Source organism: Streptomyces cathayae, from assembly GCF_029760955.1.
GTDB lineage: Bacteria > Actinomycetota > Actinomycetes > Streptomycetales > Streptomycetaceae > Streptomyces > Streptomyces cathayae.
On record NZ_CP121682.1, the window covers coordinates 1,502,722 to 1,528,421 of the forward strand.

24 protein-coding genes and 1 pseudogene are annotated in these 25,700 nt (G+C 72.2%); 14 read left to right on the forward strand and 11 right to left on the reverse strand.

Translation table 11 applies throughout. The features are described from left to right. Nucleotides 1-193: 193 nt before the first annotated feature. The 7 genes from PYS65_RS06860 to PYS65_RS06890 all read right to left on the reverse strand — a co-directional run bounded on the left by PYS65_RS06860 (nucleotide 194) and on the right by PYS65_RS06890 (nucleotide 10,014). Nucleotides 194-2,137 carry a GAF domain-containing protein gene (locus PYS65_RS06860; RefSeq protein ID WP_279332894.1) on the reverse strand — a complete coding sequence of 648 codons (1,944 nt, stop codon included), beginning with the start codon at nucleotides 2,135-2,137 and terminating at the stop codon, nucleotides 194-196. A gap of 182 nt (nucleotides 2,138-2,319) precedes the next feature. Continuing rightward, nucleotides 2,320-3,714 carry an MFS transporter gene (locus PYS65_RS06865; RefSeq protein ID WP_279332895.1) on the reverse strand — a complete coding sequence of 465 codons (1,395 nt, stop codon included), beginning with the start codon at nucleotides 3,712-3,714 and terminating at the stop codon, nucleotides 2,320-2,322. A gap of 97 nt (nucleotides 3,715-3,811) precedes the next feature. Continuing rightward, nucleotides 3,812-4,609 carry a 3-hydroxybutyrate dehydrogenase gene (locus tag PYS65_RS06870; RefSeq protein ID WP_279332896.1) on the reverse strand — a complete coding sequence of 266 codons (798 nt, stop codon included), beginning with the start codon at nucleotides 4,607-4,609 and terminating at the stop codon, nucleotides 3,812-3,814. A 295-nt stretch (nucleotides 4,610-4,904) separates the two neighbouring features. Next, complete coding sequence (locus PYS65_RS06875) at nucleotides 4,905-6,446, reverse strand: extracellular catalytic domain type 1 short-chain-length polyhydroxyalkanoate depolymerase (RefSeq protein WP_279332897.1); 1,542 nt, start codon at nucleotides 6,444-6,446, stop codon at nucleotides 4,905-4,907. A gap of 179 nt (nucleotides 6,447-6,625) precedes the next feature. Then, nucleotides 6,626-7,285: a CoA transferase subunit B gene (locus PYS65_RS06880; RefSeq protein WP_279332898.1), complete on the reverse strand. Its 660-nt coding sequence runs from the start codon at nucleotides 7,283-7,285 to the stop codon at nucleotides 6,626-6,628. A 1-nt stretch (nucleotide 7,286) separates the two neighbouring features. Further along, a complete protein-coding gene (locus PYS65_RS06885; RefSeq protein ID WP_279332899.1) occupies nucleotides 7,287-8,069 on the reverse strand; it encodes a CoA transferase subunit A in 783 nt (260 codons plus the stop codon). A 391-nt stretch (nucleotides 8,070-8,460) separates the two neighbouring features. Next, entirely contained in the window at nucleotides 8,461-10,014 is a 1,554-nt protein-coding gene (locus tag PYS65_RS06890) for an IucA/IucC family protein (RefSeq protein WP_423836072.1), read from the reverse strand. A 97-nt stretch (nucleotides 10,015-10,111) separates the two neighbouring features. On the opposite strand from PYS65_RS06890, the gene PYS65_RS06895 reads away from it, so the two are divergent. Genes PYS65_RS06895 through PYS65_RS06905 form a run of 3 tightly spaced genes read left to right on the forward strand, consistent with a single transcriptional unit; the run spans nucleotide 10,112 to nucleotide 13,822 of the window. Then, nucleotides 10,112-11,656 carry an IucA/IucC family protein gene (locus PYS65_RS06895; RefSeq protein WP_279332900.1) on the forward strand — a complete coding sequence of 515 codons (1,545 nt, stop codon included), beginning with the start codon at nucleotides 10,112-10,114 and terminating at the stop codon, nucleotides 11,654-11,656. Nucleotides 11,657-11,711: 55 nt separating this feature from the next. Further along, nucleotides 11,712-13,001, forward strand: a complete 1,290-nt coding sequence (locus tag PYS65_RS06900; protein ID WP_279332901.1) for a VWA domain-containing protein — start codon at nucleotides 11,712-11,714, stop codon at nucleotides 12,999-13,001. Continuing rightward, nucleotides 13,001-13,822 carry a hypothetical protein gene (locus PYS65_RS06905; protein ID WP_279332902.1) on the forward strand — a complete coding sequence of 274 codons (822 nt, stop codon included), beginning with the start codon at nucleotides 13,001-13,003 and terminating at the stop codon, nucleotides 13,820-13,822. Before PYS65_RS06900 ends, PYS65_RS06905 begins: the two co-directional genes overlap by 1 nt. 36 nt (nucleotides 13,823-13,858) lie before the next feature. On the opposite strand, the gene PYS65_RS06910 is transcribed toward PYS65_RS06905, so the two are convergent. Both PYS65_RS06910 and PYS65_RS06915 read right to left on the reverse strand, forming a co-directional pair. Next, nucleotides 13,859-15,067 (reverse strand): RNA-guided endonuclease InsQ/TnpB family protein, encoded by a 1,209-nt coding sequence (locus PYS65_RS06910; protein ID WP_279332903.1) that lies wholly within the window; start codon nucleotides 15,065-15,067, stop codon nucleotides 13,859-13,861. Nucleotides 15,068-15,444: 377 nt separating this feature from the next. Continuing rightward, nucleotides 15,445-16,113 carry a winged helix-turn-helix transcriptional regulator gene (locus tag PYS65_RS06915; RefSeq protein ID WP_279332904.1) on the reverse strand — a complete coding sequence of 223 codons (669 nt, stop codon included), beginning with the start codon at nucleotides 16,111-16,113 and terminating at the stop codon, nucleotides 15,445-15,447. A gap of 91 nt (nucleotides 16,114-16,204) precedes the next feature. Between PYS65_RS06915 and PYS65_RS06920 the strand changes: the two genes are divergently transcribed. From PYS65_RS06920 to PYS65_RS06940, 7 genes and pseudogenes are all read left to right on the forward strand, one after another. Further along, nucleotides 16,205-17,413: a pyridoxal phosphate-dependent aminotransferase gene (locus PYS65_RS06920; protein ID WP_279332905.1), complete on the forward strand. Its 1,209-nt coding sequence runs from the start codon at nucleotides 16,205-16,207 to the stop codon at nucleotides 17,411-17,413. A 44-nt stretch (nucleotides 17,414-17,457) separates the two neighbouring features. After that, nucleotides 17,458-17,796, forward strand: coding sequence for a hypothetical protein (locus PYS65_RS06925; protein ID WP_279332906.1), 339 nt, complete (start codon nucleotides 17,458-17,460; stop codon nucleotides 17,794-17,796). Nucleotides 17,797-17,912: 116 nt separating this feature from the next. Further along, entirely contained in the window at nucleotides 17,913-18,086 is a 174-nt protein-coding gene (locus PYS65_RS35120; protein WP_384208566.1) for a transposase, read from the forward strand. A 233-nt stretch (nucleotides 18,087-18,319) separates the two neighbouring features. After that, entirely contained in the window at nucleotides 18,320-18,424 is a 105-nt protein-coding gene (locus PYS65_RS35125; RefSeq protein WP_384208550.1) for an arginase family protein, read from the forward strand. Next, on the forward strand, nucleotides 18,418-18,558 hold the full coding sequence (locus tag PYS65_RS06930) for a hypothetical protein (RefSeq protein WP_279332907.1): 141 nt from the start codon (nucleotides 18,418-18,420) through the stop codon (nucleotides 18,556-18,558). Before PYS65_RS35125 ends, PYS65_RS06930 begins: the two co-directional genes overlap by 7 nt. Continuing rightward, on the forward strand, nucleotides 18,555-19,115 hold the full coding sequence (locus PYS65_RS06935) for a GNAT family N-acetyltransferase (RefSeq protein ID WP_279332908.1): 561 nt from the start codon (nucleotides 18,555-18,557) through the stop codon (nucleotides 19,113-19,115). The genes PYS65_RS06930 and PYS65_RS06935 overlap by 4 nt, the downstream gene beginning before the upstream one ends. Before the next feature lie 209 nt (nucleotides 19,116-19,324). Continuing rightward, nucleotides 19,325-19,762 (forward strand): annotated as a pseudogene (locus PYS65_RS06940) (helix-turn-helix domain-containing protein); the annotation flags it as partial. A gap of 235 nt (nucleotides 19,763-19,997) precedes the next feature. On the opposite strand, the gene PYS65_RS06945 reads toward PYS65_RS06940, so the two are convergent. Together PYS65_RS06945 and PYS65_RS06950 are read right to left on the reverse strand one after the other, a co-directional pair. Next, nucleotides 19,998-21,320: an MFS transporter gene (locus PYS65_RS06945; RefSeq protein ID WP_279332909.1), complete on the reverse strand. Its 1,323-nt coding sequence runs from the start codon at nucleotides 21,318-21,320 to the stop codon at nucleotides 19,998-20,000. A 305-nt stretch (nucleotides 21,321-21,625) separates the two neighbouring features. After that, the gene (locus PYS65_RS06950; protein WP_279332910.1) at nucleotides 21,626-22,417 is read right to left on the reverse strand and encodes an IclR family transcriptional regulator; all 792 of its coding nucleotides are present in this window, start codon (nucleotides 22,415-22,417) and stop codon (nucleotides 21,626-21,628) included. 136 nt (nucleotides 22,418-22,553) lie between these two features. Here PYS65_RS06950 and PYS65_RS06955 point away from each other — a divergent pair, with 136 nt between their 5' ends. The 4 genes from PYS65_RS06955 (at nucleotide 22,554) to PYS65_RS06970 (ending at nucleotide 25,690) form a co-directional block, all read left to right on the forward strand. Further along, a complete protein-coding gene (locus PYS65_RS06955) occupies nucleotides 22,554-23,186 on the forward strand; it encodes a hypothetical protein (protein WP_279332911.1) in 633 nt (210 codons plus the stop codon). Between the two features lie 57 nt (nucleotides 23,187-23,243). Continuing rightward, nucleotides 23,244-23,666 (forward strand): acyl-CoA thioesterase, encoded by a 423-nt coding sequence (locus PYS65_RS06960; RefSeq protein ID WP_279332912.1) that lies wholly within the window; start codon nucleotides 23,244-23,246, stop codon nucleotides 23,664-23,666. A 310-nt stretch (nucleotides 23,667-23,976) separates the two neighbouring features. After that, a complete protein-coding gene (locus tag PYS65_RS06965) occupies nucleotides 23,977-24,861 on the forward strand; it encodes a lysozyme (RefSeq protein WP_279332913.1) in 885 nt (294 codons plus the stop codon). A 148-nt stretch (nucleotides 24,862-25,009) separates the two neighbouring features. Further along, nucleotides 25,010-25,690: a peptidoglycan recognition protein family protein gene (locus PYS65_RS06970; RefSeq protein WP_279332914.1), complete on the forward strand. Its 681-nt coding sequence runs from the start codon at nucleotides 25,010-25,012 to the stop codon at nucleotides 25,688-25,690. The last annotated feature ends 10 nt before the right edge of the window (nucleotides 25,691-25,700 follow it).

Below are 25,700 nucleotides of genomic sequence, written 5' to 3' on the forward strand. Positions count from 1 at the left end.
ACCGGACAGTGGTTCTCGCCGCCGGGCAGGTGGTCCCGCACACGCGCCGAGTGGGCTCGATCGGCCTGCGGCCCGCTGTCCCGGGCTTCTCGGTCAGCCATGATCGAGGCATGGCACAAGGCGGCCCTTGGATCTCTCGACTCCCGCTTTCGATCTGGAGATCGGACCCATGGCGCCGATCGCCGGATCCGGCTCAGTGGCCGGGATTCCGGTTCCGGGCGAGGTGGTGCAGGCTCAGGGCGACCTGGATCTCCAGGGCCCTGCCGGGTGTGTTCCAGTCGGGGCCGAGGAGTTGGGCGACCCGGTCGAGGCGCTGGACCACGGTGTTGACGTGGACGTGCAGGGCGTCCTTGGCCTTGGCGAGGCTGGCGCCGTGGTCGTAGTAGGCGCCGAGGGTGCGGGCGAGTTCGGTGCCGCGCTGGGCGTCGTAGGCGAGGACGGGGCCCAGGACGCGGTCCACGTATCCGTGGATGTCCGCCCGGTCGCCGAGGAGCACCCCGAGGAAGCCGAGGTCGGCCAGACCGGCGCCGGTGCCGGTGCGGCCGAGTGCTTCGAGGGCTTCCAGGCAGCGGCGTGCCTCGTCGTAGGTGCCGGGGAGGTGTTCGGGGGCCGTGCCGGGGCCGGCTGCCCCGACGGTGACGGGGGTGCCCAGGCCCCGGGAGAGGCCTTGGGCGAGTTCCTGGGCGAGGGGACCCGGGGTCGGGGTGGGGGCGAGCAGGACGGTGTGCCCGTTGCGGGTGCCGGCCAGGCCGCCGAGCGTGCGGGCACGGCGTGCCGCCTCGGTCAGCAGGCGTGAGCGCAGGTCCGGGTCGCAGTTGAGGACGAGTACCGCGTGCGGCTGGGCGAGGTTGATGTCCAGCTTCCTGGCGCGCAGCGTCAGGCTGCCGGTGTTGCGGTGGCTCCCGGGGGGTTGGGCGGTGAGCAGGTCGTCGAGGAGTTCGCCGCGCACCCGGTCCTCGGCCTCGGCCACGGACCGGCGCAGGAGCAGCAGGAGGGCGGTGACCATGCCGGCCCGTTCGAACAGGCGCCGGTCGGCGTCGGTGAGGTCGGCCCGGCCGGTGAGCACCAGGCTGCCGAGGAGTTCCGGGCCGGCCAGGACGGCGCACACCCAGTTGCCGCCGACGGGGACGGCCCGGCCGCCTCGGCGGGAGGCTTCGATGCCCTGTTCGGGCGGGCGGACCGGGCCGGTGCCCAGGCGGGCGAGTTCGGTGCCGTCCGCGTCGTGCACGGCCAGGCCGCCGCCGAGGAGGGCGGCGATCTCGCGGGTGACGTCGTCGACGTCGCCGCCTCTGAGGACCAGGTCGGTGAGCCGGTCGTGGGCGTCGGCCGCGCGGTGCAGGTCTTCGCTGTGGGCCCGGGCCGTTTCGTTGGCGGCGTTCAGCTCGACCAGCGCGGAGCGGGTCTCCTCCAGCAGGCGGGCGCCGTCGATGGCCACGGCGGCGTGGTCGGCCAGGGAGGAGAGCAGGGCGATGGCCTCGGGGGTGAACTCGCGCGGGGCGCGGTCTCCGGCGAACAGGACGCCGATCACCCGCCGGCCGACGCGCAGGGGGACGCCGAGGATGCCGCGCAGGCCCTCCTCGTCGACGCCCTCGTCGATGGTTCCGGTGTGCTTGAAACGGCGGTCGGTGCGGTAGTCGGGGCTCGCGTAGGGGCGGGCGGTCTGTGCGACCAGACCACCGAGTCCTTCCCCGAGGGCGAGGCGCAGTTGCTGGAACTTGGCGGAGACCGAGCCGGCGGTCACCCGCATGAACGTGTCGCCGGCCGTGGGGTCGTTCAGCGTCATGTACGCGGTGTCGGTGCCCAGCAGGGTTCTGGCCCGGTGCACGATGGCCCGCAGTACGGCGTCCGGGTCGCGCAGTGCGGCCAGGTCGCTCGCGGTGTCGAAGAGGGCGGCGAGCTCGGCCTCCCGGCGCCGGCGCTGGGTCAGGGTCCGGTGGATGTCCAGCGCGGTCCGGGTGGCCTCGTCGAGGACGGCCTGCTCGCTCGGGTCGGCTCCGGCCGCGCGGGCCCGGGCCGCGGGCTGGGCCAGGCGTTCGGCGGGTGCGTCGGCGGCGAGCAGGTCGAGCAGCTGCCGGAGTGCCGCCGTCGCCGTGTGGGAGGGGTCGCCGCCGACGGTCGCGGGGCTCACGGGGGGCATGGGGCGGTCCTCCCTCCAGCGTGTGCGGCTGGTGTGTGGATGGGCTGTGGCGGGCCCGCGCGGCGGGCGCGGTGTCTGCGGACGGGCATGCCGCGGTCCGCCCGTTCACTCTCGCACGGGGCGGACCGCGACACGGTGGCCTCTGGGCCCTTGGGCTTCCGGGCCTTCGGGCCTCTGGGCCTCTAGCCCCGGTCGGTGCCGGCGACCGATGCCCCCTGCCGCTGCCGGTCCGACGGCTCGTCCGCGATCGAGACGGTCAGGTCACGTCCGCGGGTCTCCTTGATGACGAGGACCGTGACGGCGGTGACCACCGAGGCGGCCGCGAGGTAGAGGGCGATGGGCGTCGAGGAACCGAAGCGCCTGAGGAGCTCGACGGCGATGATCGGGGCGAGGGCGCCGGCGAGGATCGAGGCGAGCTGCGAGCCCACGGAGGCCCCGGAGTAGCGGACCTTGGTGTCGAACATCTCGGAGATGAAGGCGGCCTGCGGTCCGTACATGGCGCCGTGGAGCAGCATGCCCACGGTGACCGAGAGGGTGATCACGGTGAAGGACTCCGTGTCGACCAGGGAGAAGAAGGCGAACGCCCAGCCGGCCATGCCGACCGCGCCGATCAGCGTCACGGGCCTGCGGCCGATGCGGTCGGAGAGCGCTCCCCACAGCGGGATGGTGACGAAGTGGACCGCCGAGGCGATCAGGACGGCGTTCAGCGCGGTGCTCTTCGGCAGTTCCAGGTGGGTGGTGACGTAGACCAGCAGGAAGGAGGTCACGATGTAGTAGGAGATGTTCTCGCCGAACCGGACGCCGATGGCCCCGAGCACCTCGCGCCAGTTGCGGCGGAAGACCTCGACGACGGGCGGCTCCTCCTTGGCCCCCTGGGCGGCGGCCGCTTCGGCCTTGGCCTGGGCGGCGAGGAAGACCGGGGACTCGGACACCGAGACGCGGATCCACAGTCCGATCAGGACCAGGACGCCGGAGAGCAGGAAGGGAATGCGCCAGCCCCAGGAAAGGAACGCCGCTTCGGACTGGACGGAGGCCAGCACCGCGAGAACGGCGGTGGCCAGCAGGTTGCCGGCGGGGACGCCGCACTGCGGCCAGGAGGCCCAGAAGCCGCGGTGCTTGTCGCCCCCGTGCTCGGAGACGATCAGCACGGCGCCGCCCCATTCGCCGCCCAGGGCGAAGCCCTGGATCAGGCGCAGGACGGTGAGCAGGATCGGGGCGCCGACGCCGATGCTGCCGTAGGTGGGCAGCAGACCCATGGCGAAGGTGGCGCCGCCCATCATCAGCAGGCTGAGCACGAGCAGCTTCTTACGGCCGATCTTGTCGCCGTAGTGCCCGAAGACCATGCCGCCGATCGGCCGGGCCAGGAAGCCGATCGCGTAGGTCATGAAGGCGAGCAGCGTGCCCACCAGCGGGTCGCTGCTGGGGAAGAAGAGGGTGTTGAACACCAGCGCGGCGGCGGAGCCGTAGAGGAAGAAGTCGTACCACTCGACGGTGGTGCCGATCAGACTCGCTCCGACGATGCGGGCGATGCCGCCGGAGCGGGGCTCGCCCGGCTTGGCGGTTGTGGTCTCGGACATGGGTTCACCGATTCTCGGGTGAGGCGTGGGTGCGGGGACGGGCGTGGGGGGCGGTCTTGGGGCGGGGCGGCGCAGGGGCGGCGCCCGGTGCGGCGGGTCAGCTGGCTCCCCAGCCGCCGTCGAGGGGCAGTGAGGTACCGGTGATGTAACTGCTGTGGTCGGCGCACAGCCACAGCGCGGCCGCGGCGACCTCCTCCGCCTCCAGCAGGCGTTTGATGGGTGAGCGGGTCAGCAGCACATCGGTCAGGACGTCGTCGGGGCTGATCCCGTGCGCGGCGGCCTGGTCGCGGATCTGGTTCTCGACCAGAGGGGTGCGGACGTAGCCGGGGTTGATGCAGTTGCTGGTCACACCGTGGGCGGCACCCTCGAGCGCGGCCACCTTGCTCAGGCCCTCCAGCGCGTGTTTGGCGGTCACGTAGGCGGACTTGTAGGCGCTGGCCCGCAGTCCGTGGACGCTGGAGATGTTGATCAGCCGGCCCCAGCCCTGCGCGTACATGTGCGGCAGGCTACGGCGCATCAGCAGGAACGGGGCGGTGACCATCACCTGCTGGATGAGGGCGAACCGTTCCGGCGGGAACTCGGTCAGGGGCGCCACGTGCTGCAGGCCGGCGTTGTTGACCAGGATGTCGACCTCGGTCGGCAGCGTCCCGATCGCGGCCGGGTCGGCCAGGTCGACCACGTGCGCCTCGCCCCCGATCCCGGCGGCGACCTCCTTGGCCGAATCGGCGTCCCGGTCGACCACGTGCACGGTGGCACCCGCGGCGGCCAGCGCCGTGGCGCACGCCTTGCCGATGCCGCTGCCGCCACCGGTGACCAGAGCGGTCCGGGACGTCAGGTCCACGCCGGCGCCGGACGGCGCCGAGTGGGCGGTGGGAGGAGGGAATTCGCTTGTCATGGCCGGAAACAGTACGGACGCCGCCCAGACACACCTATGTATGCGACCCACACAGTAAGGGCTGCTTCTGTAGCGACCCCATCCACAAGGCTAGGCGTGGCATGACGTGCTCCGTGGACCGGGCCCCGCGGCGGCCATCGCCGGCAGGGCAGGAGGGGCCGACGGCGCGGTCGGTGGCCGACCGACCGCGCCGGGGCCGACACGGCGGCGGCTTCCGGGCCGCCACCATGACGGGCACGGGACCGCGGGGGGTGCGGGGAGGCGTCCACGGTCATGACCGGCCCTGCGCCCTGCGTCAGTTGCAGGTTCCGTCCGCGACGGTGAAGTGGCCGACGGGCGACTCCCTCAGGGTGCGGGTGACGAACACGTTGTACAGACCCATGTTCTGTCCGGAGCCCTTGGCGTAGGTGTAGCCGCCGCTGGTGGTGGCGCGTCCCGCCTGGACGTGGGCGTAGTTGGTGGCGGTCCAGCAGGCGGTCTCACCGCCGGTGGTCCGCACGGTGACCGCGCCGGAGGACCGTCCCGGCCTGCCGTCCGCATCGCGGGCGGCGACCGCGTAGGTGTGGGAGGAGCCCGCGGTCAGGCCGGTGTCGGTGTAGGACGTGGCGCCTGCCGTGGCGAGCGGGTCCGGGGCACCGTCGCGGTAGACGACGTAGTCGCCGGCGCCGTCGACGGCGTTCCAGCTCAGGCGGACGGTGGTGTCGGTGGTGTCGGTCGCGGCCAGGCCGGTCGGGGCCGGCAGCCTGTCGTCCTCGAAGGGTTCCGTCAGGCCGAAGAACTGGGCGATCCAGTGGCTGGAGCAGATGGAGGCCTGGAAGTTGACGGTGCCGGTGCTGCCGCACTGCTGGGGCCCGCTGCCGGGATCGACCGGCGTGGCGTGCCCGATGTCCGGGACCCGGTTCACCTCGACGGCCACCGAGCCGTCCGCGGCGGCGTACTCCTCGTGCCGGGTGGAGTTCGGGCCGATCACGGACGTGCGGGTCGGCTTCTGGGACAGGCCGTGCAGTGCGGTCCACTGGTCACGCAGCTCGTCGGCGTTGCGCGGGAGGACCGTGGGGTCGTTGTCACCGTGCCAGACGGCCACCCGGGGCCAGGGTCCGGACCACGAGGGGTTGGCGTCGCGGACCCGCTTCGCCCATTGGTCCGGCGTCAGGTCGACTCCGGGGTCCATGCACTTCAGGGCGGCCATGACGTCGCCGGCGCAACCGTAGGGCAGACCCGCCACGACCGCGCCGGCCTGGAAGACGTCCGGGTACATGGCGAGCATCACCGACGTCATGGCACCACCGGCGGACAGGCCGGTGACGTAGGTCCGCCCGGCGTCCGCGCCGTAGGCGGAGACCGCGTACGCGGCCATCTGCCGGATCGACGCGGCTTCGCCCTGGCCCCTGCGGATGTCGGTGCTCTGGTACCAGTTGAAGCACTTGTTCATGTGGTTCGAGAACGTGGTCTCGGCGAACACCACCAGGAACCCGTGCCGGTCGGCGAGTTCGGGCAGACCGGAGTTGTCGGCGTACATCTGGGCGTTCTGGCTGCAGCCGTGCAGCGCGAACACCACCGCCGGCTCGGCGGGCAGGGACGCGGGCCGGTAGACGTACATGTTCAGCTGGCCCGGGTTGGCGCCGAAGTCGGTGACCCGGGTCAGGCCGACCGCGGCCTGAGCGGTCGGCGCCGGACCGACCAGGGCGGCCACGAGGGCGAGGACCACGACGGCCACGAGACGGGACAGCGGTCCGCGCCACCCGCGCCCCGCCGGGCGCGGCAGCGGATCGGCGGGCGGCGCGGACGAAGCGCGGGACAGCGGGGCGACGGCGCCCCGGAAAGGCGACGGTTGCATGGCGGCTCCTCGGTGCAGTGGGGACACCGGGTCGCTCCATGGGCGTGGGTCGGCCGGAGCGGCCCGGTGTCCGGCACCGTAGGGTCCGTTGAACGTGCAACGATATGGCAGGGAGCACCACAGCCTGCCTGCCACGATGTGGACCCGAACCGGTTGTGCCGCCGGGAGGCATCTGCTACTCAGACACCGGCGACCGTCTCCAGCCGCTCGGGAACGCGCAGGTCGGCCCCGGTCGCGGCGCGTACCTCGTCGACGCCGACACCGGGAGCGAGTTCGGCCAGCGAGAAGCCCTCCGGCGTGATGTCGACGACGGCGAGATCGGTGATGACGCGCTGGACGACCCCGGTGCCGGTCAGCGGCAGCTCGCACCGCTCGACGAGCTTGGGGCTGCCGTCCTTGGCGGTGTGCTCCATCAGCACGATGACCCGGCGCGCCCCGTGCACCAGGTCCATGGCACCGCCCATGCCCTTGATCATCTTCCCCGGGATCATCCAGTTCGCCAGGTCTCCCGAGGACGACACCTGCATGGCGCCCAGCACCGCGGCGTCGATGTGCTCTCCGCGGATCATGCCGAAGGACAGCGCGGAGTCGAAGAACGACGCCCCGGGCAGGGTGGTCACCGTCTCCTTGCCCGCGTTGATCAGGTCCGCGTCGAGTTCCTCCTCGAGCGGGTAGGGGCCGACGCCGAGAATGCCGTTCTCGGACTGCAGCACCACCTCGACTCCCGGCGGAAGGTGGTTCGGGATCAGTGTCGGCAGGCCGATGCCGAGGTTGACGTACGTTCCGTCCACCAGTTCGCGGGCCGCCCGGGCCGCCATCTGCTCGCGCGTGAGCGCCATGTCAGGCACCGCCTTCCTGTTCGGTCCGCACACACCGTCGTTCGATCCGCCGGGTGGCGGTCGGGTCGTCGGGGAGGACCCGGACCACCCGCTGCACGAACACCCCCGGCAGGTGCACCTCGTCCGGGTCCAGTTCGCCCGGCTCCACCAGCTGCTCGACCTCGGCGACGGTGACGCGCCCGGCCATCGCGGCCAACGGGTTGAAGTTGCGGGCCGAGGAGCGGAACACCAGGTTGCCGTGCCGGTCCCCGACGGCCGCCCGCACCAGGGCGTAATCGGTTCTGATGCCCTCCTCCAGCAGGTACTCCCGCCCGTCGAAGACCCGGGTCTCCTTCGGCGGCGACGCCACCGCGACCTGCCCGTCCGCGCCGTACCGCCAGGGCAGTCCGCCCTGCCCGATCTGCGTCCCGACCCCGGCCGGTGTGTAGAACCCCGGGATGCCCGCCCCGCCGGCCCGCAGGCGTTCGGCCAGCGTGCCCTGCGGCACCAGCTCCACCTCCAGTTCCCCGCTGAGGTACTGGCGGGCGAACTCCTTGTTCTCGCCCACGTACGAACTGGTCATACGCGCGATCCGGCCGGCCCGCAGCAGGAGCCCCAGCCCCCAGTCGTCCACCCCGCAGTTGTTGGAGACCACCTTGAACCCGCCGGCCTCCCGCTGCAGCAGTGCGGCGATCAGCGCGCTCGGTATGCCACACAGGCCGAACCCGCCGACGGCCAGCGACGCCCCCTCGGGGATGTCCGCCACTGCCTCGTCCACGCTGCCGACCGTTTTGTCCAGCCCCATACGGCCCCTCTCCATCAAGGGGCGCGTACCGCCCCGAACAGCCGGAACACGCACAGGGTGTGGCCTTCGTGTGCCCCGGCATCCATCGACGTGACGACCCTAAGGACGCACCGAAGCCCACCGACATGGCCGCCACCACCACCTACCGCCCGGTCCATGTGTGGCTCACCCCCAGGCCCCCAGCACGGGAGCCCCCTCGCTCACACCCCCCATGCGGCCGATCACTATGGCGCCGCCCACCACACCCGTAACCGTCATCCACGCTTCCGCCGTGCTCGCTCGACAGACGCCCTCAGACCACCCGCAGAACACACTCCTTCTCCCTTCGAAAAGGCTGCTGATCACCTGCACCACGTAAAGGGGCACGACCGTGCTGCGGGGCGGGGGGCGGTCATGGCTGCACGTCCGCCAGTGGGTTGGGGATCGGGCGGTAGCGGGCGGCGGCGCCGTCGGCGTCGGTCCAGCGGAGGAGGAGGTTGGTTTTGGCGGGGAGGGTGGGGGCGGTGAGGAGGGCGGGGGTCTCGGGGAGGGGGTGGCGGGCCAGTTCGCGGCGTACGGCGGGCCAGGGGTCGAGGCCGGGATGGTGCTCGGTGAGGGCTGCGGCGATCTCGGTCAGGTGGTTGACGATCAGGCAGTACACCAGGCGTTCCCAGCCCGCCGCCCTGGGCACCTCCGGCAGGAGTTTCACACCCTCGGCGTCCCGGTACAGGGCCTGTACGGGCGTGCCGTCGGTGTCGACGGCGATCAGGGTGTTCTGCAGGTGTGCCTCCAGGACGACTCCGTGCCGGGCGAAGGCGGTCAGGGCCGGGGGGACGGCCTGGGCCAGGTAGGCCTCCCACCAGGTGGCGGGGGTCGCGGTGGCGGTGAGCGGGTTGCCGTCGTACTCCTCGGCCAGGGCGGCCGCGAGGTGGGGGGTCGCGCCGGGGAGCAGGTGGTCGCGCAGGCCGTCGCGGACGACCACGGCCAGTTCCTCGAAGGCGAAGTCCGCGGTGCGGTGACCGCGGTCGCTGAGCCAGGCCGCCGGGCTGTCGAAGGCGGCGAACGCCTCGCGTACCGCCGTGTCGGTCCTGCGGAGCTTCAGCAGGTCGTGGCGCCACAGGCGGCGGATGTCGTTGGTGATGCGGACGTCGAGGCTGAACTTCAGGAACAGGTCGCGTGCGGGTGCGTACACGGTGCGGATCGCGGCCGTGGGCCAGGTCGGGAACGGGGTCGTGCCCAGTCGGAGCAGACGGCCGTCGGCGAAGGCAGGGGCGAGGGCCCGGGCCGTCAGCTCCAGCTGCCAGGGGTGGGCGGGCAGCAGGCGGTAACCGGGCGGGGCGGTGCCGAGCCGGTCGAGGGCCGAGGTGTCGCCCTCCTCGACGACCGTGTCCTCGCGCAGTCCGAGCAGCGTCAGCGGGAAGCGGGCGTACGCCTCCGGCGCGTACGGCAGCCAGTTCGCCGTGGGGCCGCCGCCGCGCGCCTTGGGGGCGGGGTGGTGGGTGTGGCCGGTGAGCAGGGACTGTTCGGAGCGGAGGTAGGGGTCGACGGGCGGAGCCGTCCGGGTCCGTGCCGCGAGCAGCGCGGCCACCGCGTCCCTGCTGTCGGTCATCTCGGCGGGCAGCTCGTGGTTGGGCAGGCCGGTGTGCCGGCGCAGCTCCTCCGCGACGAGTTTCACCAGGTCGGTGTGGTCCACGCGGTGCCAGGCGTCGTCCACGCGGACCTCGGGTGCGGCGGGGCGGCGGGTGCCGCGGACCCGCAGCAGGCGGTCGACGCCGGGCAGGCGGTACGTCCGGACGTCCGGGTCTGCGTCCGCGTCCGGCACGGGGTGTGCCACCTCGCGCAGCAGGCAGTTCAGCAGCGGTACGGCCGCGTACGCGTCGGCGCGGGCGGCGAGCCCGGCGGCGTGGTGGGCGCCGGTCGCCGCGTCGTCGTCTGCGGGCGGGGGCATGAGGTCCACGCGTTCCACTGTTTCCCAACGGTCTGTCCGGACGGGGACGATCAGTATGTCCGTCGCGGACCGCCTGTTCGTCCCGCAACGCTGTGCGTACCCGAGGAGCCCGCCCGTGCACCGTCCCCCCACCGCCGAGGCCGAGATCGCCGACGGGCTGGCCGCCGTACGGCCTGCTCTGCTGCCCCGGTACGCGGCCGCGCTGCCAGGGGCCCGCGCTGCCGTGCTGACCCGGCTGTGGCGCGGCCTCGCGCACGATCCGCTGCCGTGGATCACCGGCCGGGAGCCGCACCGGGACGGGCTCACCCTGCGGCTGGCGGACGGACGGCGGCTGCACGGCCCGCGACCGGATCCGTATGCGACCGCCGCGTACGTCACCGTCGTCCACCTGGACGAGGTGGCGTACGAGGATCCGGCGCTGTTGATGACGCGGCTCGCCGTACCGCGCTCGGCGGCCTTCGCCGTCGAACTCGCTCACAGTGCCGCCTCGTTGGCGCTGTCCCGGGCGGGCGAGCCGGCGGGTGGCCCGGACGGGTGGCCCCGGTGGGACTGGGAGTGGGAGCAGCGGGTGGTCGACGGGCATCCGTTCCATCCCAACTGCCGTTCCCGGCCCGGTTTCTCGGTCGCCGAGCAGTTGGCGTACGGGCCCGAGCACCGGCCGGTCGTGGAGTTGGGGCTGGTACCGGTACCGGCCGACGGCTGTCTGGTGACGGGGGTCTGGCCGGAGTGGCTGCGGGACGGGGGGCGGGTGGTGATCCCCGTGCATCCCTGGCAAGCGGCGCATGTGCTCAAGCGGGGAGAGCCCGGAGAACCCGGAAAACCCGGAAAAGAGGAGCGGGAAGGCCCCGCCCGGCGGGTCGCCGCGCATCCGCTGATGGCGCTGCGCACCCTCGCCCTGCCCGAAGGCCCGCACGTCAAGACGGCGTTGAGTACGCGGCTGACGTCCTCGGTGCGGGACATCTCGCTCGGTTCGGTCGCCGCGTCCGCGGTGCTGTCCGCCTTCGGGGAGTCGGTGGCCGCGCGGACCGGCGGGCTGCTGCACATCACCCGCACCCTGGGTGCCGCGGCGGCCGGCTCCCCCGATCTGGCGGCCGTGGTGCGCGAGTCGCCGCAGGAGTACGTGTCGGCCGGGGAGCGGGTGGTCCCGGTGGCGGCGCTGGCGGCCACCGGGGTGTCCCGCTCCCCCGCCTGGAGGGCCCGGTTCGCGCGGCTCGCCCTCACGGTCGGGCTGCGGCTGCTCGATCTGGGCGTGGCGCTGGAGGCGCACGGTCAGAACCTCCTGGTGGTGCTGGAGCCGGACGGGGAGCCGGTGCGGCTGGTCTACCGCGATCTGGCCGATCTGCGGGTCAGCCCCGAGCGGCTGGCGCGACACGGCGTCCCGGTGCCCGAGTTGCCCGCCCGTATGGTCACGGACGACGAACGCGCCCTGCGGCGCAAGCTGTTCGGTTCGCTGGTCGCGGGTGCGCTGGCCGGTACGACGGGTTCGGGCCCGGCGCTCCGGGCCGCGCTGGAGACGGCCGTACGGGATCTGCCGCGCACCCCGGACCTTGCCGCCCTGCTCGGCGAACCGCTGCCCGCCAAGGCCCTGACGCTGATGCGGCTGTCCCCCCGCGCAGCCGGGGACGAATGGGCCGAACTTCCCAATCCCCTCCAGGTATAGGGGCCTTGCGGGCCCCGCTTCGGGACGGGCCGCCTCCGATCAATAGGATCCCTCGATGATCAGAAGAAAATGGCCGGCAGCGGGCGTCGGTGTCCTGCTCGCCGCTCTGACGGCCGGGCTCACCTTCCCGACCGCGGCGGCCGCCGGCGAACCCACGGGCCAGGACGCGCCCCAGGTCGACCTCGTCCTCGATGTGAGCGGTTCGATGCGGACCAAGGACATCGACGGCCAGTCCCGGATGGCGGCGGCGAAGCAGGCGTTCAACGAGGTGCTGGACGCGACGCCGGAGGGGGTCGAGCTGGGGATCCGGACCCTCGGCGCCGACTACCCCGGCGACGACCGCAAGGAGGGCTGCAAGGACACCGCACAGCTCTACCCGGTCGGTCCGCTGGACCGTACGGAGGCCAAGACGGCGGTGGCCACGCTCACCCCGACCGGCTGGACCCCGATCGGCCCCGCCCTGTTGCAGGCGGCGGACGACTTCAAGGACGGCAACGGCTCCAAGCGCATCGTGCTGATCAGCGACGGTGAGGACACCTGTGCCCCGCTCGACCCGTGCGAGGTGGCCCGGGAGATCGCGGCCAAGGGCATCGGCCTGACCATCGACACCCTGGGCCTGGTGCCGAACGCCAAGCTGAGCCGGCAGCTCAGCTGCATCGCCGAGGCGACCGGCGGCACCTACACCTCGGTCCAGCACCAGGACGAACTCGCCGACCGGGTCAACGAGCTGGTGGACCGTGCGGCCGAGCCGGTGGTGACGCCGGTCGCGACCGAGGGTGCCGCGTCCTGCGCCAAGGCGCCGACGCTGAAGTCCGGTCTCTACACGGACCGCGAGGAGTTCGGGCAGCAGCGCTGGTACCGCGTGGACGTACCGGCCGGCCAGGAACTGCGCGCGTCGGTGAGTGTGGCGGCCGACCGGGCGGTGAACCCGGACTACGGCGTGCTGCTGCGGGCCGTCACGGTGCACGACCGGGAGATCGTCCGCGGCGAGGCCACGGGCAACGGCCGTACGGACGTCCTGTCCACCGGCCTGCGCTACCCGAAGCCCGCATCGGACGCCGACGACGACAACGGTGACGACGGCGGCAAGCCGGCCACCGAGACGGTGTGCCTGGCGGTGACCAACTCGTTCTCGCCGGGCTCCGGTGTGAAGACCACGCCCGGTCTGCCGCTGGAACTGACCATCGACGTCGTCGAGGGTCCGGGCGAGTCGAGCGACGTGGCCTCCTTCGGCCTGGGCCGGGGCTGGTGGCTGCTCGGCGCGCTGGTCCTCACCGGCTTCCTCGCCGGTCTCGTCTGGGGCTGGCTGTCCCGCTGGCGGCTCGCGGTCTGGAGGACCCACTGATGCGTATCACCCGCTTGTTGGGCGCCGCCCTGCTCACGTTCGGTCTGGCCGCGGCCGCCGTGGCCCCCGCGGCGGCCGACTCCACCCCCTCCCCCGGTGCGTCCGAGGACGCGGCCGGGCCGACCCGTGCGGGCACCTCGTTCCGTACCGCGACGGAGTTCGAGCAGGGGCAGACCGCCACGGCACGTGCCTCCGTCGGCGACTACCTGTACTGGTCGTTCCCGGCGGACGCGGGGCAACGCCCCACCGTGCGGGCGGCGGTGAAGCTGCCCGAGACGCACGCCGCCGAGACCTGGCGGGTCGACGTGTACGACGGTCTGCGCCGCCGTCAGGCCTGCCAGTACGGTGCCCAGACCCGCACGGCACCGGCGGACGCGTCCTCCGTGGAGCTCGCCTGTGTGCTGCGCACGGTCCGCGCCTGGTCGGAGCCGTGGGCCGACGACCCGCTGCCGGGCACGTATTACGTCCGGCTCACCGCGGTGAACCTCTCGGCGTCCGACCTGGGCCAGTCGGTGGACGTCGAGGTCCGGGCCGATTCCAAGGACATGGGCGGCGCCGCGGCGGTGGACGGTTCACTCGCCGAGCCGCTGGTGCCGGGCATCGCGCTGCGGGCGGAGGCGGACGGCGAGGGCAACGAGGAGAAGTCGCCCTCGGCCGTACTCGCCGCTCTCGAGCCCGAGGACGGCTGGACCTCCGGCTGGTGGTCCGACCGCTGGGTGTGGACCGCGGTGGGCGGTGCGCTGGCCTCGCTGGCGGGTGTCGCCGGCTATCGGCTGACCCGTGGGTCGGGACGGCCGTCCCGGGTACCGCCGGGCGCTTGACTGCTCCCCTCCCTGAAGGGGGAGGGGATTCCTGGCTCAGACGGCCTCCCGGAGCGGCGCTCCGGGAGGTCTTGTGCCCTCGACACCAGCCGGGTCCAGACCTGCCCGGAGGAGCATCACGCGGGCGGAGTTCTTGTCCCTGGGAGACACAGTTCCGCACGCGGTGCAGGTGTAGGTGCGTTCCGACAGCGGCAGGGCGTGCTTGGCTCTCGCTCCGCACCTGGCGCAGTCCATGGTGGTGTGCGCAGGATGTACGAGCCGTACATCCCGGGCGTGTTTGCGGCCCATGTCGATCAGGGCCTGTTTGGTGGCACCGATTGCGGCATCGGCCGCCTTGCGCGCCATCGTGGTCCTGGTGAGGAACTTCGGCCGGAAGTCCTCCACCACGATCACATCGTGGTCACGCACGACCTTCTTGGCCCACTTGCGGGCGGTGTCCTGCCGCTGTCGGGCGATCTTGGCGTAGGTCTTCGCCCGCCACTTCTTCGCCTCCCGGTACCCCTTCGACGCAGGCTGCCCCTTCGCCGGTTTGCGGCGGGCCATCATCCGGTCGTAGCGGGACAGCTTCTGCTGCGCCTTCCGGCCGTGGCGGGGGTGAGGGAAGTCGTGGGCGTCGGAGGTGGTGGTGGCGGTCTCCCTCACTCCCCAGTCGACACCGATCACCGCGCCGGTCTGCGGCAGCGCCTCGACCCGGGCGGGGGCGACGAACGAGGCATACCAGTGCCCGGCATGGTCGCGGTAGACCCGCACGCTCGACGGTTCGGCCGGCAGAGGACGCGACCAGACCACGGTCAGGACGATCCCGCCCGCCAGGTGCAGTCGCCCGTTCTTGAGCCGGAAACCGCGCCGCGTGTAGTTCAGCGACGGATCACTCCCGCGCCGCTTCTTGTGCCGGGGCATCCCGGCCCGCCGCTTCTGCGGCAGCCGGTTCTTGATGTCCTTCAACGCTTTGCTACGGGAGGCGGCGAAGTCACGGATCGTCTGCTGCTGGGGAACACTCGCACCCTCACGGAGCCACAGCGCCTTGGCGCGGACATCGGTGAGCATCCGATCGAGCCGCGCCGGACCGCAGGTCAGCCTGTCTCCGGGGTGCGCCTGATGGTGCGCGTGCACCTGACGCGACTTGGCGACGCATTCGTTCCACAGCCACCGGCACCGTCCCCACTCCGCCTCCAGCCCCTCCTGGGCAGTGGCCGACACCCGCAACCGATACGTATACCGGGCACGCCCAGCGGTCTCCCCCATCACTCCCCCCCCTCACCTCTGTTCCGGACAGCCGGTACCCGGCCAACTGACCGTACGTACGGGTCCCGCACACCCGCACACCTCTTCCACCCCTACCACCCCTACCAGCGAACAGGGGCACGCACGTTCGCGCCTCTCTCGGCTCCGCCGGGCGGCCTCCAGAGCACTCCGCTCCCAACCGGGGCGTGTCCGGCGACGCTCCGCGTCGCCGGACACGGGACGCGATTCTCCCCCGCAAGCGGGAGGTGCCCCCACCCCGACGTGAACGCCGGGGCCTCCTCGCAAAAGACCGGGTGACCATCGGCAGCGCGTGACGCCTGCCCGGGAGGCCCGCCTCGTGCGGGCCTCCTTGCGTTGCCGGTGCCGTCGCCCTTCCGTCACGCCTCGCGGAGCGCCTTGGCGAGCGGGCCGTCGCCGCCCACCTCGATCCGCCCGTCCCGCACCGCGTCGGCCACGGCCGCCTCGCCGCGGCTGATCGCCGTACAGGTGTCGGCGTCGAGGGCCAGTGTGGCGTCGGGCTCCCCGGGGGCGGGCCCGTCGCCGTAGACGGCCCCGCCCCCGGCTCCGACGTGCAGGTGGAACCGCCCCTCGTCCAGCCGGACTTCGACCAGTCCCCCGCCCGTCCCCTCGCCCGGGCCCAGGCCCAGGCCCGGACCCTCGCTCTCCAGGACCCGCAGCAGCGGCAGCGCGAACCAGTGCGCCCGGACCGCGTCGGTGGGCCGCCGCTCCCCCAGCGCGCCCTGCCCCCATGCGCCGAGCGCCTGGAGCACCGGCGTCAACTCACGCCCCCGATCGGTGAGTTCGTACACGAAGGCCGCGCCGGGCGGGGGCAGCCGCCGGCGGCTGGTCAGCCCGTCGCGCTCCATGTCCTTCAGCCGCGAGGCCAGCACGTCCGTGCTGACGCCGGGCAGGTCCGCGTGCAGGTCGGTGTAGCGCCTCGGGCCGGCGAGCAGTTCCCGGACGATCAGCAGGGTCCAGCGGTCACCGACGGCGTCGAGCGCACGGGCGGCGGAACAGTACTGGTCGTAGCTTCGGCGAGGTGACATGCGACGCAGTGTAGACAAGTTGTTGGACTTTCCAAGCTCTCACTTGGTAAAACCAAGCAATCAGCACCGGACACTTGAGGGGAAGCGGCGCATGGAGTTCCGGCAGTCGAGCAAGCTCAGCGAGGTCTGTTACGAAATCCGCGGCCCGGTCATCGAGCACGCGAACGCGCTGGAGGAGGCGGGGCACAGCGTGCTGCGCCTGAACACCGGCAACCCGGCCCTGTTCGGCTTCGAGGCGCCGGAGGAGATCGTCCAGGACATGATCAGGATGCTGCCGCAGGCGCACGGCTACACCGACTCGCGGGGCGTCCTCTCCGCCCGCCGCGCGGTGGCCCAGCGCTACCAGACCCTGGGCCTGGAGGTCGACGTCGACGACGTCTTCCTCGGCAACGGCGTCTCCGAGCTGATCTCGATGGCCGTCCAGGCGCTCCTGGAGGACGGCGACGAAGTCCTGATCCCCGCGCCCGACTTCCCCCTCTGGACGGCGGTGACCACCCTCTCGGGCGGCAAGGCCGTGCACTACCTGTGCGACGAGCAGGCCGACTGGTACCCGGACCTGGATGATATGGCCTCGAAGATCACGGACCGTACGAAGGCCGTGGTCATCATCAACCCCAACAACCCCACCGGCGCGGTCTACCCGAAGGAGGTCGTCGAGGGCATCCTCGACCTGGCCCGCCGGCACGGCCTGATGGTCCTCGCCGACGAGATCTACGACCAGATCCTCTACGACGACGCCGTGCACCACTCGGCCGCCGCGCTCGCCCCCGACCTGGTGGTGCTCACCTTCTGCGGACTGTCGAAGACCTACCGCGTGGCGGGCTTCCGCTCCGGCTGGCTGGTGGTGACCGGACCCAAGCAGCACGCGAAGGACTACCTCGAGGGCTTGACCATGCTGGCCTCCATGCGCCTGTGCGCCAACGCGCCCGCCCAGTACGCCATCCAGGCCGCGCTCGGCGGCCGCCAGTCCATCCGCGAACTGACCGCGCCCGGCGGGCGGCTGCACGAACAGCGGGACGTGGCCTGGGAGAAGTTGAACGAGATCCCCGGCGTGAGCTGCGTGAAACCGAAGGGCGCCCTGTACGCGTTCCCCCGCCTGGACCCCAAGGTCCACAAGATCCACGACGACGAGAGGTTCGTCCTGGACCTGCTGCTCCGGGAGAAGATCCAGGTCGTCCAGGGCACCGGCTTCAACTGGCCCTCCCCCGACCACTTCCGCATCCTCACCCTCCCCCACGCGGAGGACCTGGAGGCGGCGATCGGCCGCATCGGCCGGTTCCTGAGCGGATACCGGCAGTAGGGACCGGAGGAACCGCCGGCGGGAAGATCACGTCCGATCAAGGTATGAGGGAACACAGAACGGGCTGCGCCGGCATGCTCCTGGCGGCCGCGGGCGCCATCACGGCCGTACTCGCCTGGGCCCCGAAGGCGCGGGTCAGCGTCGACGGCGGGTTCGCAGGCATGCACCGGGACCTGAGCGTCCTCTACGTCGACCTCCCGCTCATCGCCGTCGGCGGCGCGCTCGTCCCGCTCACCGCCTGGCTGCTCACCCTGCGCGCACTGCGCCGCCCCTGGCTCGCGGCCGTGATCGCGGCAGGTGCGCTCGCGCTCGGCGTCTGGGGCCTGCTCAGCTGGTGGACTCCCTACCAGCAACCCGAGTTCATGGGTCAGCCTCGCCGTTGAAGCTTCCCCTTGATGTCGGACAGTTGGAGACCGGGACGTGAGAGCCCAGAGGAAGCAGTGCCGGGTGGGAAGCACATGCACGAAGCGGTACTCGGACGAGTACCCAGCGGGATGCCATCGAACTCGTGCGGTCGTCGGGCCGGACGGTGACCGAGGTCGCCCGGGAGCTCGGGGTCGGCTCGGAGTCCCTGCCGGGCTGGGTGAAGAAGGACCATGCCGCTCAGGGCGCCGGATCCGGCCCGTCGCAGGGCGGACCGGGCAGAGCGCCGGCGACCGGGACGATGAGCTGAAGCGGCTGCGTAAGCTGACCGCCGAGCAGGCGAAGACGATCGAGATCCTGAAAAAAGCGACGGCCTTCTTCGCGAAGGAGAGCGACCGGTGAGCAAGACATGCCGGTTCATCCAGGCGGAGAAGGTGAACCACCCGGTCACGCTGCTGTGCAGGGGGATGAAGACCGCCCGCTCCACCTCCTACGCGTGGGTGGGTCGATCCGGCCGGCCTGTCGGCGCTGCGGGGCAGAAAGGTGCACGTCAGCCTGGACATCGACGTACTCGACCCGGTGCACGTGCCCGACACCGGCAGCCGGGAGCCCTTCGGGGCCTCTCCCAGCAGGCCGGGGACGTGCTGACCTGGCTCGCGGGCAACTGCGCCGTCGTCAGCGCTGATGTGCCGGAGGTCCTGCCCGCCCCCGCACACCGTACGACCGCCGAGAGCGCGATGCACTGTGCCCATGAACTCGTCAAGGAGCGAAAGACCCGATGAACGACAGCCCGACGTCCCCGGTGAGCGACGCCGTCGTCGAGTTGAGACCCCACACCCCGGCAAGTCTCGAACCGCTGCTGCGCTGGAAGAACGACCTCGAGATCCAGCGTCTGAGCGACCACGAGATACGCACTTACAGCCGCGAACAGGTCGCCGCGACGCTGGAGCGGTGGATGCGGCCGAGTGAGGACATCGTCCATCTCGCGATCGGCCTCGCCGGCCGCGCGGAGCCCATCGGATTCCTCCACCTGGCGCTCATCGAGCAGGCGCATCAGCGGTGCCGACTGGGCATCGTCATCGGCGAGAAGGAACTGTGGGGGCTCGGCTACGGATATCAGGCGGTGGTACAGGCGGTCGGTCATGCCTTCGATGTGCTCGGACTCGAGCGGATCACCGCGGAGGTCTTCGCCGACAACCCGCGTTCCGTGCGCCTGCTCGAAGGTGCCGGTTTCGTTCGGGAGGGCGTGATGCGCGAGAGCATCCACCGCGACGGGCGGCGCGTCGACGAACTGGTGTACGGGCTGCTGCGGCGCGAGTGGAGCAAGGGGCACAAATGACGAGAACAGAGGCGGTGCGCACCTAGTCGGTGCGCGCGGAGTCGGAGCCAGAGTGGCGCCCTCGGAAAGAGGTGTGAGGCGACCTCACACCACACCGTCGGGTGCACGACGCCACCGTCCGCCCACTGTCCGGCTCTGTCCGGGCCCTGAGGCGTGACGCCCCGCACCGGCGGCGAGTTGAGCACGGGCGACCCATGGAGGTGTGGGGCATGAGCGTGGAACCGTACGGCGCGGACGAGGAGTCGGCGGCCGTTCTGCGGACCGTCGGGCGGGTCATCAAGATGTGCCGGGAGCGGGAGGGCATGACCCAGGCCGGTCTCGGGACGGCCATCAGGTACAGCGAGGAGCAGGTGTCGTCCGTCGAGCGCGGACGACGGGCGCCGACGGAGTCCTTCCTCGATGCGGCGGACCGGGTGCTGGACGCGGGCGACCTGATCTCGGGGCTGAAGAATGATGTGGAGAAGGCCCGGTTCCCGAAGAAAGTACGGGACTTGGCCGAGCTGGAGGCGGAGGCCGTGGAGATCTGCGCCTACGACAACTCCGTGGTGAATGGGCTGTTGCAGACCGAGGAGTACCTGCGGGCAGTGTTCGGGTCCCGGCGGCCGGCCTTCTCCGAGGACGAGGTGGACCGACTCGTCACCGCCAGACCTTCGCCCCCCCCCAGCAGTGGGCCGCCTTCCTGCCGTACGCCTCCGGACGCCGATGACCCGACCACCTCCGCATCCTCACGCCCCCACGCGGAGGACCTGGGGGCGGCGATCGGTCGCATCGGCGGCCTTCCCGTACGGTCCGGCCGGGTCGGTGGCGGTGAGACCCCTCCCCCCTGACGAGGACGCCCCGCCTCCTGCTGGAGACGGGGCGTCGCGCTCGGCGGCGGGGGCGTCAGGCCCGGCGGTGGGGGATGGCGAGGAGGGCCGCGGCGCTCAGGGCGGCGGCTGCGGCGAAGACGTAGAAGACCGTGGTCGGGCCGAGAGAGGCCGTCAGGATCCAGCCGCCGAGCAGGGGGGCCACGATCGCGCCGGCGCGCCCGAAGCCCGAGACGTAGCCGAGTGCCGTGGCCCGGATCGAGGCCGGGTAGCTGGACGCCACCCAGTCGTTGAGCACGGTCAGGGACGAATGGGCACCGACACCGGCGAGCGCGGTCAGGCAGAGGACGACGGCGGTGTTGCCGCCCAGCGACAGGCCGACGACGGCGACCGAGGAGAGCGCCGCGCTGCCGATGGTGACGAAGCGCGGGCCGATCCGGTCGGCGACGGCGGCGATGGCGAACGAGCCGATCACGGCACCCAGATTGAGCACGAGCGTGAACTGCAGCGCCGAGCCGAGCGGGTAGTCCATCTCGCGCATCAGCTGGGTCAGCCAGGTGTTCAGGCCGTACCAGGCCAGGAGCACCGCGAAGTTGGCGACGACGAACAGCACGGTGGTGCGGGCGCGGCCGTCCGACAGCACGGAGCGGGCCGGGGAGAGGGGCTTCGCCTCGGCCGTCGGAGCGCCGGGCTCAAGGCCGTCGGCGGACGCCGTCGAGGACGTGGCCCGGGGGGCGGGGGCGTCGGCCGCTCCGGGCCGCGAGTCCGGCAGCAGGGCGTACACGCCGACGAACACCAGCGTCGACAGCGCCGCACCGACACCGAACAGACCGCGCCAGCCGAGGGACTCGCCCCACGCGGCGGCGGTGAGCGCGGCGAGCACGCCGCCGACCGGAACGCCCGCGAGGACGATGGTCGCCACCAGCGCGGAGCGGCCGCGCGGCGCGTACTCCTTCGCGAGGGCCACGCAGGACGGCATCACACCGCCCATGCCGATACCGGCGAGCAGCCGGAAGAGACCGAACTGCCAGGGCGTGGCGGCCATGGCACAGCCGACGGTGAACAGGGTGAAGATCACTCCCGACGCCAGCACGAGCCGACGCCTGCCGAGACGGTCGGCGAGCGGCCCGCAGACGACGGCGCCGATGAGCATGCCCAGATAGACGAGGCTGCCGAGAGTTCCGGCGAGGGACTTGCTGAGACCCAGATTCGCGTCGGCGAGCATCGACGGCATCGCCACGCCGTAGACGATGAGGTCGAACCCCTCGACCGTGATCGCCGCCGCACACAGGGCGACGACCGCACGGGTCAGGGCGCGGGTGCGCCGGTCCGTCGGGTCCGGAGCGGAGGGCCGGGCGGAAGCGCGGGCGGGAGCGGGGGCTTGAACATCAGTGGTCATGCGGCCACGTCCTGTCGCGGAGAGGTGGGGGGGCAGGGAGCCGGGCGGGCCGCGAGGCGGAGCACCGACACGGTGGGCGGCTCCGCAGACCCCGGCGTCTTCCCGGCGACAAGCAGATGACCCATCGGTGACCAGCATGGAAGCAGCTCTGTTGCGCAGAGAGCAATGAAAATGTCCAGCAGTTCCGCTCTGCGGTACAGGGGGGAGCATTTCTTTGCGCTACGGGCCTGCCGTCGTACCATGCGCTCCCCCGCATCGGCCGTGTGCGGCCACCGGGCACCGGCCACCGGCCACCGGCCACCGGCTCAGAGTGCCGCCTCCATGCGGCGCACCGCCTCCCCGAGCACAGCGGCCGCATCGCCGAGGCGGGCGCGGGTGAAGCGCAGCGAAGGGGCCGAGACGATCATCGCCGCCACGGCGCGGCCGCCCGGCTCCCGCACGGCGGCGCCCACCGCGGAGATGCCGCGCTCGGTACCCCCGATATTGACGGCGTAGCCCCGCCTGCGGACGGTCGCGAGGGTGCGGTGCAGTGTCTCGGGGTCGGTGTCCGCCTGCGCCGCGTGGCGGGTGCCGTAGATGTCGGCGAGCTCGGAGACGCCCAGGTCGGCGAGGAGCGCCTTGCCGCCGGCGGAGAGGTGCGCGGGCAGACTCACGCCCGCGCGGCTGCCGACGCGCAGTGCGTGCGTTCCCTCGATGCTGTGCAGGATGCGCGCCTCGGCCCCGGCCCGGACCGCCAGGTGCACCGTCTCGCCGAGCCGGCTGTTGAGCCACAGCAGGTGCGGCCTGGCGGTCTCCACCAGGTCGTACTCGGAGCGCTGGGACATCCCCAGGCGGTAGAGGGTGGGGCCGGGCCGGTACACCTTGTCGGCACCCTGCACCGCGAAGCCGCGTCCGCGCAGGGTGGAGAGCAGACGGTGGGCCGTGGAGCGGGCCACGCCCAGCTCGTCGGCGGCCTCGCTCAGCCGCACGCGCCCCTGGGCGCGGAGCAGGAGCAGCAGGGAGAGGGCGTTCTCCACGGATTCCAGGCCCTGCGCGGGTTTGCCGCCCGCGCTCCGTGGTTCCGCTCCGGGCTGCGACGTACGATCTGAGTTCTCCACAGCGGAATTCTACGGCCTGCTCGTGGAGCGGCACGCATCGCGCCGACGCTCCGGACGCCGGGGGTGTCAGTGCCCGGTCGTAGTCTTCGAGAGATCGAGAAGGGCCGGTCGGCCGGACGGGGATCGGGGGGCTGGGGTGGCGAGAGCGTTGAGTGCGGGGCTGCGGCGGGTCGTCGAGGACGCCGATCCCGTGACCGGGCGCCTGAAGGGGACGGAGGCGCAGCTTGCCGCGCTGGTGAGGCGCGGGCTCGCCTTCCGGCATCCGCGGTCACCGCACCACCACTTCCTGACCCCCGCGGGGCATCGGGCACGGGACACGGAAGCGGAGCCCGCACCCGCACCCGCACCCGAGCCCGCCGCCACCGGGGTGTTCGCCGCGCGGACCGGTGGTGAGGCCACGGTTCCCGGGACCGGGTCGGCCCGCCTCCGGGAGGTGCGCGGTGCCTGGCAGGGCCTGCTGGAGCTGCGCAGGATGACCAACCCCGACGGTGCCGTCGACCGGCCGTGCGGCTGGGAGCGCGCGCATCTGGTGCAGGCCGCCGCGCTCGCCCTGGAGGCCGCCGGACACGATCCGGCCGTCGGGGACGCCGAGGGCGGCTACCGGGTGCGGGAGACCCCGCAGCCGGAGGCGGTCGCCGTGCACGAACCGGACGGTGCGGCGCTGCGGGCCTGCGCCGGCACGCTCGAGCGGGCCGGCTGGCAGGTCGGGGAGTACACGGAGCCGAGGACGCGGGCACGGTATCTGCTGGCCTCCCCGCGCCGGGTGTGAGGGGCGTGCCAGGATCGGTGGTCAGGGCAACGAACCGAGCAGGCTGAAGGGGAAGCAGTGAGCGAGCCGTTTTCCGTCCGGGTGACCGTGCGCGGATACGAGACCGATGTGCAGGGCCACCTCAACCAGGCCGTGTACCTCAACTACGCGGAGCACGCGCGCTGGTCGCTGCTCCAGGAGGCCGGGATCACGCAGTCCGGTCTCCTCGGGCAGGGGGTGGGACCGGTCGCCCTGGAGACCACCATCCGCTACCGGCGGGAGCTGCTCGCGGGTGACGAGGTCGACGTGAGCTGCGCCTTCACCTGGGGCACCGGCAAGACGTTCCGCATCGAGCAGATCATCACCAAGGCGGACGGCACGGTCGCCGCCGAGATCACGGCGGTCGGCGGCGTCCTGGACCTCAAGGAACGCACACTGGTGCCGAGCCCGCAGGACGTCTTCCGGAAACTGGCCGAGGACCCGGGCATGTTCGGGCTGTAGGACGGCGCAGACACACGGGGCGGGATCCCGCTCGCCCCGAGCATCCGGCCGCCGCGCTCGGGCCGCTTTCGCCCTCACCGCGTTTTCACGGCGTGAAAGTTTCCGTCATCAGGACGGCGATTCCCCAGGCCGTCCGAACCTCCAGAGGACCAGACCTCCAGAGGAGGCCGCGAGGGCTTTACACGCGTAGACCCCCATGCCTAACTGATGACGCGCGCACGTCAAAGTACGGAACAGCACGGCTCTGCCCAGGTGGCACCGGCCGAGGTCACCTCCTGCTCTCATCCCCACATGCGTACCGGAGGCAGTCATGTTCTCGTTCCCCAGCCGTTCGACCGGCACCCGCAGACGGGCGGCCACGGCGCTCGGCGTCCTCGTCTCGACTCTCGCACTGACGGCGACCACCGCGGCCGGCGCCGCCGCCGCGCCCCAGCCCGGCAAGGACCGCGTCAAGGTCGAGCCGGGCCAGGCGTACATGGGCGTGGGCGCCCAGGTCCACGGCGACGCCCCGGCGGAACCGCCGTCGATGGGCGTCATGGCCCCGACCGACGGCGTCCAGGGCATCGACGTCTCGCACTGGCAGGGCGCCATCAACTGGACCTCGGTGCGGGGCTCCGGCATCCAGTTCGCCTGGATCAAGGCGACCGAGGGCACCAGCTACAAGGACGCGCGGTTCAACACCAACTACCCGGCCGCACACGGCGCCGGCGTGATCCGCGGCGCGTACCACTTCGCGCTCCCGAACGTCTCCAACGGCGCGACCCAGGCGAACTACTTCGCCTCCAGCGGCGGCGGCTGGTCACGCGACAACCTGACCCTGCCGGGCGTCCTGGACATCGAGCACAACCCGTACGGGGCCATGTGCTACGGCCTGTCCACCACGCAGATGCGCACCTGGATCAACGACTTCTACACCACCTACAAGTCCCGCACCGGCCGGGACGCGGTGATCTACACGACGTCCGGCTGGTGGAACACCTGCACCGGCAACTGGACCGGCATGTACAGCAAGAGCCCGCTGTGGGTGGCGCACTGGACCTCGGCGTCCTCCCCGACCATCCCGAGCGGTTTCCCGACCTGGACGGTGTGGCAGTACACCAGCACCGGCTCGGTCGGCGGCGTCGCCGGCACCGTGGACCGCAACCAGTTCAACGGATCCCGCGACCGGCTCCTGGCCCTCGCCAACAACACGTAACCGGCACCCGCTCCGGCACCGGCAGGACCCCCTCCTCGCCGCTCCCCCGGCACGCGCTCACGCGGTGGAGCCGACGGCCTACCCCGTCGGCTCCACCGTCTCCCCCCCCCACCGTCTCTCCCCCCACCGTCTCCCCCGAGGAGCGATCGTGAACGCCGAGAACGCGCTCCGGCGCCGTCTCCTGCTCGCCGGTGCGGCCGGCCTGACCGCCGCCACCGCCACCGCCCTCCCGGGCACCGCTCAGGCACAGAGCTCCGCCCGCGCGAAGGCCGCCGACCCCGTCGAGCCGGACATCGACAACACCCGTGCCTGGGGCGCCCGTTCACCGCGCGGAAGCATCAGCCGGCTGTCGTACCGGCCGAGCCGGATCATCGTCCACCACACGGTGAGCGCCAACACCTCCGACTTCTCCCGCACCCAGGCCCACTCCCACGCCCACTGGGTCCAGGACCTGCACATGGACAAGAACGGCTGGGTCGACACCGGCTACCACTTCCTGGTCAGCCGGGGCGGCTGGATCACCGAGGGGCGGCACGGCAGCCTCCAGGCCCTCACCACAGGGAGCGGTTTCGTCCTCGGCGCCCACACCTCCGGGCAGAACGACCAGGCCGTCGGGATCGCCAACGAGGGCTCCTACCACGCGGGCGCCACACCTCCGCGGGCGCAGTGGGAGGTGCTGGTCACCCTGTGCGCGTACACCTGCGCGCGCTACGGCATCCCCGCCACGCGGCTCTACGGCCACAAGGACTACGGCGACACCCTCTGCCCCGGGGTGTTCCACGACATGCTGCCCCGGCTGCGCGACGAGGTCGGGGCGGCTCTGGCGTAGCCGCCCCGAA